This is a genomic window from Streptomyces blattellae (assembly GCF_009709555.1).
GTDB classification, from domain to species: Bacteria; Actinomycetota; Actinomycetes; order Streptomycetales; family Streptomycetaceae; genus Streptomyces; species Streptomyces blattellae.
Map to the genome: position 1 here is coordinate 1 of NZ_WJBG01000192.1, position 10,841 is coordinate 10,841.

Sequence of the window (10,841 nt, forward strand, 5' to 3'; positions counted from 1 at the left end):
AGTGGCACGCCGACGCGCACGAGGCGGAGCAGCCTCCTCCACGGCTTCAGCGACCTCGGCAGCAGGCTCGACCGCCTCAGCGGCAGGCACGACCACTTCGGTGGCCGGTACGACGGTCTCGGCGGCCTCAGCCACCGCCGGAGCCCCGGCAGGGGCCGACGCACGGCGGACGGCACGGCGGCGGGTGCGCGCAGCGGGCGCGGCCGTCTCCACAGCCTCAACCGGCTTCTCAGCCTCTTCAGCCGTCTCGACCTCAGCGGCCTCAGCAGCCTCCTCAGCTGTAACGGCATCTCCGGCCGCCGCAGCCGTTTCGATGTCCTCGGTCACAGCGGCCCCGACTGCCTCCTCGGCAAGGTCGGCGGAGTCAGCGACGGCCGGTATGGCCGGCGCGACGGTCTCCGCCGCGACCTCGGACGTACCGGAGGGCGGTCCCGCCGGGCGGGAAGCGGCACGGCGCCGACGACGCGGCGGCAGGGTGTCGCTGGGGGTGTTCGGTTCGGAGTCCATGACGGACTCATTCGATTCGGTCGGCTCAAGCATGCGGGCGTTTCTCCCGTCAGGCTCCCGGGCGCCGCACCTGGTCCGGCGTGGATGCCGGTGACGTCCGCGGCTCGCGCGATGCGCGGTGCCGCCGTCCGGGGCGCGGGCGCCGCTCGGGAGCTCTCTGTGTCCTGTCTCGCCGGTTCCGTACGCCGATTTGCGTACGGCCTGGCGAAAGTCTTCTGGTCGGTGCGCTGCCCGACCCAGGTGGCTCCCGAGTACGAGGGCGGCGCTACGACGTCCGTCCTACGCGGAACCTTCCTTACGCCGGCGCCTTCGCGGCGGCAGACGATGGTTCGGCCGATTGGGGGGCCGTGTCTGCCTCGCGGTCGGGCGCGAGCGGGTCGGTCACCGTGCCGGTCTCTTCATCGAACAGCCCCTGCGCCAGCCTGGTCACCGCTGCGGGGACCGGCGGCGCCAGGTCGGCCACGGCGCGGAGACCGGACAGGACGTCGTCGGGTCGTACGGCAGGCGTCACGTGCCGAACAACCAGCCGCAGTATCGCACAGGGCTGGTCGGTCGGCCTATCAGCCGCCGAACTGTGCGTTTCAAGGCTGACGACCGCGGGGCGGGCGTCGAAGGTCCGTACGCCGTTCTTGGTCATCCGCTGGACCTCGACGGACTCGGCGGCGGTGAAGGCCGAGGCCGCGCGCTCGGCGTCGGCCGGGTCCACTCCGTCGAGCCGCAGCTCCCACACGGACGCCGTGAGCCGGTCGGCGAGCCCCGAGGTCCGGGACTCGACCGCCTCGATGATGTCGAGCCCGGCGGGCATCGACTCGTCGAGCAGAACCCTCAGCTTCTCCGGGTCGCGCGCGTCGGTGAGCGCGATCTCCAGATACTCCGCCTCACTGCCCGTGCCGGTGGGTGCGGCATTGGCGTACGACACCTTCGGGTGTGGCGTGAACCCCGCCGAGTACGCCATCGGCACCTCGGCACGGCGCAGCGCACGCTCGAAGGCGCGCTGGAAGTCACGGTGGCTGGTGAACCGGAGGCGGCCGCGCTTGGTGTAGCGCAGTCGGATGCGCTGCACCGCGGGTGCGGGCGGCGGGCCTTCGGGCTGTCGCTTGCCCAGTGTCGTTCAGTCCTTCGTGAGAGCGGTCGTACTGCTACCAAGAGTACGTGCCGCGGCGCCCGCGGGTTCCCGTCGTACGGCCTCGCGTCCCGCACCCCATGCCCACCTGGCCTCCGGATCGACCTCGAAAACATGTCGGCCGCATAGATAAATACAGCATTTCTGGGAATACGGGCGAGATGTGAGGCTTGTGATGATATGCCCAAGAAGGTGAATGATCACGAACGGCAATGACCGCCCCGCGCGGGTGTCGGCCGCCGAGGCGATGCGGCAGGCGACCGAGCAGCTCACCGAGCTGCTGGGCCGGGTCCCCGAGTCCGTGTCCTCGCTGAAGCCGACGGATGAGGGCTGGGAGGCCGAGGTCGAGGTCGTGGAGGTCGAACGCATTCCCGAGACCACGAGCGTGATGGCCAGCTACGAGGTCGTCCTGGACCCCGGGGGGCACCTGCTGGCATACGAACGCGGGCGGCGCTACACCCGCTCCCAGGTCGACCGGGAGAACCGCTGACAAGGCCATTTCTCTCTTGAAGGGACGACATCGTGACTGTGACGCAGGGCGGTGGCCCGGACGCCGCCGCCACGCAGGGCTCCGGAAACCTCTACGACGTACTGGAATTGGTGCTGGACCGCGGTCTGGTGATCGACGCGTTCGTCCGTGTGTCCCTCGTGGGCATCGAACTGGCCAAGGTCGACGCCCGTGTCGTCGTGGCCAGCGTGGACACCTATCTGCGCTTCGCCGAGGCATGCAACCGGCTGGACCTCGAATCGGGCCGCAAGGCTCCGGCCCAGCTGCCGGACGTCATGGAGCGCGTCACCGAGGGCGGGGCCAAGGGCAAGAGCAAAGGGGCTCTGAGCGGCGCCGTCGAAGCCTTCACCGAGTCCCTGCAAAAGGGCGGCGACCGCGACGAGATCGAAAGTGGTGAGCGATCCCGGCGCGGTAAGGAGGAACAGCGCGAGAAGGAGCCGGAACGCGGCTCACGACGGCGTTCCTCCCGGCAACGCGAGGAGTGAGCGATGTCGCTGTACGTGTACGCCATCACCGAGGATTCGCACCCCCTTCGGCTCGACGACCTCAAGGGCATCGGCGAGCCGCCCTCGGAACTGCGGGTGGTGCACGGCGACTCGCTGCGCGCCGTCGTCGGTGAGGCGCCGGAGGAGATCTCGGTCACCCGCCGGGACGTCGAAGCGCACCACACAGTGCAGGAGCGGCTGTGGGCCCAGGGTGTCTCACTGCCCCTGAGCTTCGGGTTCGTCGCTGCGGACGAGGACGCCGTGCGCGCCGTCCTGGTGCAGGGCGCCGAGCAGTACGCCCAGCGGCTGACGGAACTCACCGACCGCGTGGAGTTCAACGTCAAGGGCGTACAGGACGAGGACGCGGTCCTGCGGGACATCATCGAGGGGTCCGCGCGGATACGGGAGTTGAACGAGGCGACCCGCGAGGGCCGCGGAACCTACGAGGAGCAGCTGGAACTCGGCCAGCTCGTGGCGCAGGAGGTCCAGCGACGCGAGGAGGCACTCGCCGAGCAGGTCGTCACCGCGCTCCGGCCGCTCACGTACGCGGAGAACCTGTCGGCGCCCTCACAGCAGTACTTCCTGAACGTCTCGTTCCTCGTGGACGGCGAGCGCGCCAAGGAGTTCGCCGAGGCCGCCAGGGAGTTGGACGAAGAGCTTGCCGACGCTGCGGAAGTCCGGCTTCGCGGTCCGCTGCCCCCGTACAGCTTCGCCTGACGGCGGCCTGCGAGCACAGGCCCCGACGACACAAGGAGGCCCCCATGGGACTGGTCGTAGAGATCCTGGCCCTCCCTCTCGCCCCCGTGCGGGGCGTGGGCTGGGTGCTCGACAAGGTGGTCCAGGCCGCCGAGCAGGAGGCCTACGACCCCACCCCCGTCCAGGCGGAGTTGACCGAACTGGAGCGGGCGCGCGAACAAGGCCGTATCGACGAGGACGACTTCGCACGGCGCGAGCAGGAACTGTGGCAGCGGCTGGAGGAGATCAGGGCGTACCAGCTCCAGCGATTCGGGACGGGTGGGCCATGACCGTCACGGCTGAAGGCGGTCACAGCGCGAGGAGAACGACATCATGAACAGCCCCACGATCGGAACCGCCCTCATCGGCGGCTATGTGCTGGGCCGCAAGAAGAAGGCCAAGGTCGCCCTGGGACTCGCCCTGGCGATGGCCGCCAGGCGGGCCAAGGCCAGTGACCTCGCCGGATCCTTCTCGCCCGTGTTCGGCAACCTCAACCGGCGGGTCCGCACCGAGCTGGCCGGAGCGGGCAAGGCGGCAGCGGGCTCCGTACTGAGCGCCCAGGCGGACCATCTGGCCGACGCCCTGCACCAACGCACCCTCGATCTACAGGAGAAGACGGGCAAGGAGGAACCACCCGAGGACGAGGGCCGCGACGACCGCGACGAGGCGGCCCACGACAAGGACGAAGAAGAAGACGCATACGACGTTGACGAAGGCGGCGACGACGAAGCCGGCCACGAGGAAGAGGCCCGCGAGGACGCCAGGAAGCCATCACGCCGTTCCGCGTCCAGGGCCGAGCCCACCGGGGAAACCCGCCGGAAGACCTCCGGGCCGGGCCGCCGCACGAGGAGGTCGGACGATGGCTGACACCAAGGCGGCCGGACGCGGCACGACGGCCGGTGGCCTGACGAACCCGGGCGCGAACAGGCTGGTGGAGGAGCTGGGGACCTACGCCGAGGCGCGCATCGAACGCATGCTGACCGGCGCGGGCCACAAGATGGGCGACGCGGCGGCCCGGCTCGGCTCCGCCCACGCAGGTCCCCGTGACCTCGCGCGCGCCGTCGGCAAGGGCGGCCGGAGTCTCGGCGGCCACCTCGGCCGGGAGGCCGTGTCCCACGCCAAGGACACCGCCAAGGAGACCGCCACGCACGCCAAGGACACACTCGTGGACAAGGTGAAGGACGTCGCCGGGAAGAAGCACGGGGCGCCGTCACCCGACGGCGGACCCAAGAGCATCTCCATCATCGAGGACATCGACGTCGGCGTTCCGGTGCGCGAGGCGTACGACCAGTGGACCCAGTTCACGGAGTTCAGCCGCTTCACCAAGGGCGTGGTCGACGTCGAACAGGAGGACGACACCACCACCCAGTGGCAGGTCAAGATCGCCAAGGCGAACCGCGCGTGGAAGGGGACGATCACGGAGCAGGTGCCCGACGAGCGCATCGCCTGGACCTCCGAAGGCGCCAAGGGGACCACCAAGGGCGTGGTCACCTTCCACCCGCTGGCCGACAACCTCACCAAGGTGCTGCTCGTCCTCGACTACTACCCCAAGGGAGTCATCGAGAAGGCCGGCAGCCTGGTGCGGGCCCAGGGTCGGCGTACCCGCCTCGATCTGAAGCTCTACCGCAAGTTCGTCATGCTGCGCGGCGAGGCCACGGGCGACTGGCGCGGCGAGATCCGCGAGGGCGAGGTGGTCCGGGGCCCGGATGAGGAAGACGAAGAAGAGCGGCCCGACGAGGAGTACGAGGACGAAGAGGACGAAGAGGACGAGGACGAGGAGGAGGAGGAGGACGAAAACACAGACGAAGACGAAGGCGAGGACCTCTCTCAGGAGACGAGGTCGAGTACGCCGTGACCGAGCCCCAGTCAGCCGGTACCTCGCCGGCACGGACGCTCCAGCCGTACAACCAGGGATCGGGCGCGAACCTCGCGGACATACTTGAGCGCGTGCTCGACAAGGGCATCGTCATCGTCGGCGACATCAAGATCGACCTGCTCGACATCGAGTTGCTCACCATCAGGCTCCGTCTGCTCGTCGCCTCCGTGGACAAGGCCAAGGAGATCGGCATCGACTGGTGGGAGCGCGACCCGGCCCTGTCGTCCCGCGCCGACGGCACGCGCGACCTGGAGGAGCAGAACGCGCGCCTGCGCGCCGAGATCGAGCAACTGCGCAAGCAGGCGGAGAAGTCGGAGGCGGAGCTGCCCGCCGGACGGTCGAGCGACAGCCGCCGCTCCCGCGAGCCGGAGCGGGAGCGGGAGAGCAGCTCGCAGCCACGGCGCAGAAGCCGGAAGGCCGAGAAGGACGACGACCGACGGAGCTGATGTCCATGCCCCCCGCAGCGGAAGCCGTGGACGCCCGGCTCAGCTACGCCTACGCCGTGCTGCGGCCCGTCGCTTCACCGCCGGCGGACGCCTCCGTCGCCGCGGCGGCGGCTGACGCGCTCACCGGCGTTCACGGCGTCGCGGACGCGGCCGTCCGGCTGGTGCACCACGGTTCCGTCGCCGCGGCGGTCAGCTCGGTCCCCCGTACGGACTTCTCCGAGGCCGCCCTCAAAGCTCATCTGGAGGACCTGGACTGGCTGGAGACCGTCGCCCGGGCCCACCACCTCGTCGTTGAGACCCTCGGCACGCACACCACGGTGCTCCCGCTGCGCCTGGCGACGGTCTACCTCGACGACGACCGCGTGCGCGACATGCTCCGCGAGGGAGAGCAGAACTTCACCACACTGCTGGACCGGCTCGCCGGCCATGTGGAGTGGGGAGTGAAGGTGTACGCCGAGTCGTCCCCGTCGCCCGCCAGCTCACCCACCACGACGGACGAACTCGCCCCCGGCCGCGCCTACCTGCGGCAACGCGGGCAGCAGCGCCACGCGCGCGAGGACGCCCGGTCGTCCGCCGTCGAGGCCGTCCGGCGTATCGAGGAACAGACCCGGGACCTCGCCGTGGAACGTGCCCGGCACCGCCCCCAACAGGGCCGCCTGGCCGGCGGAACCGGGGAGAACATCGCCAACGACGCCTACCTCGTCCCCAGCCGTCACGCCGACGCATTCCGCGAACGCGCCCTCCACGCCGCCGACGGACTCCCGGGCGTACGGGTGGAGGTCACCGGCCCGTGGGTCCCGTACTCGTTCACGGCGAGACCGGAATCCGAGGCCCCGGCACCGGAGGAGGTGCGGCAGCGGTGACCGCGTACCAGGACCCGCCGCTCGCCGAGCGCCAGATCGCACTGATCGACCTGCTCGACCGGCTGCTCACCGGCGGCGTCGTGATCACCGGCGACATCGTGCTGTCGATCGCGGACATCGACCTGGTAAGGATCTCGCTGCGCGCCGTGATCGTCTCCGTACAGGAACAGCAGTGGGCGGCCCTGCCCGCGGCGGCGCTCGTCGAAGGCACCGATCGGCATGACCAGCCCGGCTGACCGCCCGGAGGCGGACCGCATGAGGGAAGTGGCCGACGCGGCCACCCGGGCCTTCGCCCTCCTCCCGGCCCGCCCGGACGAACTGCCCCCGCCGCTCGGCGCCCAGGACCACGAAGACCGCGACACCGTCGCGCACCGCCTCCGCACGGACCCGGAAACGGTGGAGCGCGACCTCGTCAAGCTCGTCCTGACCATCGTCGAGCTGCTGCGCCAGCTGATGGAACGCCAGGCCCTGCACCGTGTCGACCAGGGCGGCCTCACCGAAGCACAGGAGGAGCGGCTGGGCCTGACCCTGATGATCCTCCACGACCGCATGACCGAACTCTGCCGCCGCTACGACCTCACCATGGAGGACCTCAACCTGGACCTGGGCCCCCTCGGCCCCCTCCTGCCCCCTGAACCTCAGTGAGCGTGCCCACCGACCCCGGCGTTCTTGACCGCCAGCGGCAGCAACTTCTTACCCGTAGGACCGATTTGGATGGAAGTGTCCATTTGCGGGCACACCCCACAGTCAAAGCAGGGCGTCCACCGGCAGTCCTCGACCTCCGTCTCGTCGAGGGCGTCCTGCCAGTCCTCCCAGAGCCAGTCCTTGTCCAACCCCGAATCCAGGTGGTCCCAGGGCAGGACCTCCTCGTAGGTGCGCTCGCGCGTCGTGTACCAGTCGACGTCGACGCCGAAGGGGGCCAGCGCCTTGGCGGCGGACTGCATCCAGCGGTCGTAGGAGAAGTGTTCGCGCCAGCCGTCGAAGCGGCCGCCGTCTTCGTAGACCGCGCGGATGACGGCACCCAGGCGACGGTCGCCCCGGGACAGCAGGCCCTCCACGATGCCCGGCTTGCCGTCGTGGTAGCGGAAGCCGATGGAGCGGCCGTACTTCTTGTCGCCGCGGATCTTGTCGCGGAGCTTTTCGAGACGGGCGTCCGTCTCCTCGGCGCTCAGCTGCGGCGCCCACTGGAAGGGGGTGTGGGGCTTGGGGACGAAGCCGCCGATCGAGACCGTGCAGCGGATGTCGTTCGACTTCGACACCTCGCGGCCCTTGGCGATCACGTTCATCGCCATGTCGGCGATCTGCAGGACGTCGTCGTCCGTCTCCGTCGGCAGGCCGCACATGAAGTACAGCTTCACCTGGCGCCAGCCGTTGCCGTAGGCGGTGGCGACCGTCCGGATCAGGTCCTCTTCCGAGACCATCTTGTTGATGACCTTGCGCATGCGCTCCGAGCCGCCTTCGGGCGCGAAGGTCAGACCGGACCTGCGGCCGTTGCGCGTGAGCTCGTTCGCCAGGTCGACGTTGAAGGCGTCCACGCGGGTGGAGGGGAGGGAGAGGCCGATCTTGTCTTCCTCGTAGCGGTCGGCGAGGCCCTTGGCGATGTCGCCGATCTCGCTGTGGTCCGCCGAGGAGAGGGACAAAAGGCCTACCTCCTCGAAGCCCGTGGCTTTGAGCCCGCGGTCCACCATCTCGCCGATGCCGGTGATCGAGCGTTCGCGCACCGGGCGGGTGATCATGCCGGCCTGGCAGAAGCGGCAGCCGCGGGTGCAGCCGCGGAAGATCTCGACGGACATGCGCTCGTGGACGGTCTCCGCGAGCGGGACCAGCGGCTGCTTGGGGTACGGCCACTCGTCGAGGTCCATGACGGTGTGCTTCGACACGCGCCACGGGACACCCGACTTGTTGGGCACCACGCGCGCGATACGGCCGTCGGGAAGATACTCGACGTCGTAGAAGGCCGGGATGTAGACCGCGCCGGTCTTCGCGAGGCGGAAGAGGACCTCCTCGCGGCCGCCGGGGCGGCCCTCCGCCTTCCACTCGCGGATGATCTTCGTCATGTCGAGGACGGCCTGCTCGCCGTCGCCGATCACGGCCGCGTCGATGAAGTCGGCGATCGGCTCCGGGTTGAACGCCGCGTGGCCGCCGGCCAGCACAATCGGGTCGTCGATCGTCCGGCCCTTGGACTCCAGCGGGATGCCCGCGAGGTCCAGCGCCGTGAGCATGTTGGTGTAGCCGAGCTCGGTGGAGAAGCTCAGGCCGAACACGTCGAAAGCGCGCACAGGGCGGTGGCTGTCCACCGTGAACTGCGGCACGCCGTGCTCCCGCATCAGCGCCTCCAGGTCCGGCCACACGCTGTAGGTGCGCTCGGCGAGGACGGCGTCCTGTTCGTTCAGTACCTCGTAGAGGATCATGACGCCCTGGTTGGGCAGTCCGACCTCATAGGCGTCCGGGTACATGAGCGCCCAACGGACGTCACAGCTGTCCCAGGCTTTGACCGTGGAATTGAGCTCGCCGCCCACGTACTGGATCGGCTTCTGCACATGCGGGAGCAAGGCTTCGAGCTGCGGGAAGACCGACTCGACAGACATCGCGGGATTACCTTCATGAGCTGACAGGGGTGACCCACAAGAGTAACGCGCTTCGGGCCACCCCTCGCACGGTGTTCTCAACCCCCGCGTCGGCGGGGAGCAACCTACCTCTTCGAAACCGGTCGCCGCCTTCAGGCCGGGATCACCCCCGCGTCGGCGGGGAAACCGTGCATCAGATCAAACGACCCGCCGCGCGTTCGGTTACTGCCTCCCACAGCCCCGGCAGCTCCGCCTCGTCCGCCGCGGCCCGCTGCTCCTCGCGTCCGTACAGCAGGCCGTAGGTGAAGGCGCTCTCCCCCGCCGCGTGCGCCTGCCGCGCCAGTTCCCGCAGCGCCTCCCGGGTCATCACGCTGTCCTGGTGGTCGCCGAGCAGGTTCTGCAGGGACTTCATCGACTTCAGCAGGGCGGACGCCGGATCGCCGAGGGCCAAGACCGCGGACTCGGCCGAGTAGCGGGTCCGCTTCGCCTTCTTCCGCGCCTCGTGCAGCGGGACGTCGCGGTCATGGCCCGACGGCAGACCGAGGGCCTCCTCGACCAGTGCGGACACCTTCGAGAAGTCCTTGCGTACGGCCTTCCCGATCACCTTCTCCGGCTTGCCCCCGGCGGCTTCCAGCAGGGGCGGGTCGGCGATCAGCGCATCCAGGGTGTCCAGCAGCGCGAGATACCGCTTCCCGTCCAGTACGGCGATCAGCCGCCGCCGGGAGCCGCCGCGCCGGGCGTGCGACCACGTGCGCAGGCGGGTGCGGACGGGCCCGGACGTGAGCGTCCTCGGCAGTTCGTCCAGCGCGGCGGTCAGGCGCTCGGTCAGCACCTCCTGGTCGCGGTCGACGCCCAGCTCGCCCGCGAGCCACTTCAGCTCGTCGCCGACCGGGTCGGTGACGGTGCGGTCGAGGACCCTGCCGTACGTCCTGAAGGCGCCGCGCATCCGGCGGGTGGCGACGCGCATGCGGTGCACGGAGTCGTACACGTCCCGCCGGACGGCCGGGTCCAGCTCGACGATCGCGTCCCGCTGGGCCCGCAGATAGGCCAGCACATGGTCGCCGGCGGTCTCGGGGGTGGAGGCCCGCTTCTCCTCGCGCCGCTTCTCCTCGCGCCGCTTCTTCCTGGGCGCCGTCTCCCGCATGGCCCGCGCCAGCTTGGAGGCCGACGCGGAGGGCCGTACGCCCGCCTTGCGGAGTCGTTTCTCCACCTTGTCGAGGAACGCCGGGTCGCCGCCGTCGGCGAGTTCCACCTCGATCTCGGTCCACTGGGCGCTGCCGCCGCCCTCGGTGAGCCGCTCGGCGCGCACGGCGTCGACGCTGACCTCGGCGAGCAGCCTGCCGTCGGCGTCCACGAGGTGGCGTACGTCCCGCGCGGAGCACAGCCGGACGACGGGGATCAGCTCGGTCTCCCGGACGCGGGAGCGGACGAGCCCGGCCAAGGCGCGCGGCAGGGTGCCGGAGAGGGGGGCCTGGATCTCGTCACGGACGCCGGGGCCGACCGGGAACTTCAGATGCCAGCCGGCGTCCGAGCCGCCGGTCCTGCGGCGCAGGGTGATCGAGGCCGCCGCGAGGCGCGTGTCGGCCGTGTCGTAGTAGGTGGCATCGAGTTCGGCGAGGCCCTTGTCGATGACGGCGGCGACGCCGGCGACGCCGGTGAGGTCGGGCAGACCGCTCTCGTCGGACTCGTACTTACGCTCGATCTCGCGCTTCGTGTCCGCCATGCAATGAA

General features: G+C 70.0%; 13 protein-coding genes and 1 pseudogene. 10 read left to right on the forward strand and 4 right to left on the reverse strand.

Annotated features, from left to right (window positions below; genetic code table 11):
- Positions 1 to 507, reverse strand: a pseudogene (locus GFH49_RS25425) (Rne/Rng family ribonuclease); the annotation flags it as partial.
- A gap of 295 nt (positions 508 to 802) precedes the next feature.
- Entirely contained in the window at positions 803 to 1,570 is a 768-nt protein-coding gene (locus GFH49_RS25430) for a TIGR03936 family radical SAM-associated protein (protein ID WP_155058417.1), read from the reverse strand.
- A 256-nt stretch (positions 1,571 to 1,826) separates the two neighbouring features.
- On the opposite strand from GFH49_RS25430, the gene GFH49_RS25435 reads away from it, so the two are divergent.
- Genes GFH49_RS25435 through GFH49_RS25480 form a run of 10 tightly spaced genes read left to right on the forward strand, consistent with a single transcriptional unit; the run spans position 1,827 to position 7,188 of the window.
- A complete protein-coding gene (locus GFH49_RS25435) occupies positions 1,827 to 2,120 on the forward strand; it encodes a gas vesicle protein GvpO (protein WP_155058418.1) in 294 nt (97 codons plus the stop codon).
- A 29-nt stretch (positions 2,121 to 2,149) separates the two neighbouring features.
- Positions 2,150 to 2,623 (forward strand): gas vesicle structural protein GvpA, encoded by a 474-nt coding sequence (locus tag GFH49_RS25440; protein ID WP_408055953.1) that lies wholly within the window; start codon positions 2,150 to 2,152, stop codon positions 2,621 to 2,623.
- Between the two features lie 3 nt (positions 2,624 to 2,626).
- Positions 2,627 to 3,340, forward strand: a complete 714-nt coding sequence (locus GFH49_RS25445; protein WP_155058420.1) for a GvpL/GvpF family gas vesicle protein — start codon at positions 2,627 to 2,629, stop codon at positions 3,338 to 3,340.
- Between the two features lie 44 nt (positions 3,341 to 3,384).
- Positions 3,385 to 3,648, forward strand: coding sequence for a gas vesicle protein GvpG (locus tag GFH49_RS25450; protein ID WP_155058421.1), 264 nt, complete (start codon positions 3,385 to 3,387; stop codon positions 3,646 to 3,648).
- A 43-nt stretch (positions 3,649 to 3,691) separates the two neighbouring features.
- On the forward strand, positions 3,692 to 4,225 hold the full coding sequence (locus GFH49_RS25455) for a mucin-associated surface protein (RefSeq protein ID WP_155058422.1): 534 nt from the start codon (positions 3,692 to 3,694) through the stop codon (positions 4,223 to 4,225).
- The gene (locus GFH49_RS25460; protein ID WP_155058423.1) at positions 4,218 to 5,213 is read left to right on the forward strand and encodes an SRPBCC family protein; all 996 of its coding nucleotides are present in this window, start codon (positions 4,218 to 4,220) and stop codon (positions 5,211 to 5,213) included. The genes GFH49_RS25455 and GFH49_RS25460 overlap by 8 nt, the downstream gene beginning before the upstream one ends.
- Positions 5,210 to 5,680, forward strand: a complete 471-nt coding sequence (locus GFH49_RS25465; protein ID WP_155058424.1) for a gas vesicle protein — start codon at positions 5,210 to 5,212, stop codon at positions 5,678 to 5,680. The genes GFH49_RS25460 and GFH49_RS25465 overlap by 4 nt, the downstream gene beginning before the upstream one ends.
- A gap of 5 nt (positions 5,681 to 5,685) precedes the next feature.
- Positions 5,686 to 6,543 carry a GvpL/GvpF family gas vesicle protein gene (locus GFH49_RS25470; protein ID WP_155058425.1) on the forward strand — a complete coding sequence of 286 codons (858 nt, stop codon included), beginning with the start codon at positions 5,686 to 5,688 and terminating at the stop codon, positions 6,541 to 6,543.
- Positions 6,540 to 6,779 carry a gas vesicle protein gene (locus tag GFH49_RS25475; protein ID WP_155058426.1) on the forward strand — a complete coding sequence of 80 codons (240 nt, stop codon included), beginning with the start codon at positions 6,540 to 6,542 and terminating at the stop codon, positions 6,777 to 6,779. Before GFH49_RS25470 ends, GFH49_RS25475 begins: the two co-directional genes overlap by 4 nt.
- Positions 6,763 to 7,188 carry a gas vesicle protein K gene (locus GFH49_RS25480; protein ID WP_155058427.1) on the forward strand — a complete coding sequence of 142 codons (426 nt, stop codon included), beginning with the start codon at positions 6,763 to 6,765 and terminating at the stop codon, positions 7,186 to 7,188. Before GFH49_RS25475 ends, GFH49_RS25480 begins: the two co-directional genes overlap by 17 nt.
- Here GFH49_RS25480 and GFH49_RS25485 read toward each other — a convergent pair.
- Together GFH49_RS25485 and GFH49_RS25490 are read right to left on the reverse strand one after the other, a co-directional pair.
- On the reverse strand, positions 7,182 to 9,131 hold the full coding sequence (locus GFH49_RS25485; protein ID WP_155058428.1) for a TIGR03960 family B12-binding radical SAM protein: 1,950 nt from the start codon (positions 9,129 to 9,131) through the stop codon (positions 7,182 to 7,184). The genes GFH49_RS25480 and GFH49_RS25485 overlap by 7 nt on opposite strands.
- A 172-nt stretch (positions 9,132 to 9,303) precedes the next feature.
- The gene (locus GFH49_RS25490) at positions 9,304 to 10,833 is read right to left on the reverse strand and encodes a CYTH and CHAD domain-containing protein (RefSeq protein WP_155058429.1); all 1,530 of its coding nucleotides are present in this window, start codon (positions 10,831 to 10,833) and stop codon (positions 9,304 to 9,306) included.
- Between the last annotated feature and the right edge of the window lie 8 nt (positions 10,834 to 10,841).

Excerpts from the sequence above, each read along its gene's own strand:
- GFH49_RS25435 (WP_155058418.1), top strand. The coding sequence starts at position 1,827 with ATGATCACGAACGGCAATGACCGCCCCGCGCGGGTGTCGGCCGCCGAG.
- GFH49_RS25445 (WP_155058420.1), top strand. The coding sequence starts at position 2,627 with ATGTCGCTGTACGTGTACGCCATCACCGAGGATTCGCACCCCCTTCGG.
- GFH49_RS25450 (WP_155058421.1), top strand. The coding sequence starts at position 3,385 with ATGGGACTGGTCGTAGAGATCCTGGCCCTCCCTCTCGCCCCCGTGCGG.
- GFH49_RS25455 (WP_155058422.1), top strand. The coding sequence starts at position 3,692 with ATGAACAGCCCCACGATCGGAACCGCCCTCATCGGCGGCTATGTGCTG.
- GFH49_RS25460 (WP_155058423.1), top strand. The coding sequence starts at position 4,218 with ATGGCTGACACCAAGGCGGCCGGACGCGGCACGACGGCCGGTGGCCTG.
- GFH49_RS25470 (WP_155058425.1), top strand. The coding sequence starts at position 5,686 with ATGCCCCCCGCAGCGGAAGCCGTGGACGCCCGGCTCAGCTACGCCTAC.
- GFH49_RS25480 (WP_155058427.1), top strand. The coding sequence starts at position 6,763 with ATGACCAGCCCGGCTGACCGCCCGGAGGCGGACCGCATGAGGGAAGTG.
- GFH49_RS25485 (WP_155058428.1), bottom strand. The coding sequence starts at position 9,131 with ATGTCTGTCGAGTCGGTCTTCCCGCAGCTCGAAGCCTTGCTCCCGCAT.
- GFH49_RS25490 (WP_155058429.1), bottom strand. The coding sequence starts at position 10,833 with ATGGCGGACACGAAGCGCGAGATCGAGCGTAAGTACGAGTCCGACGAG.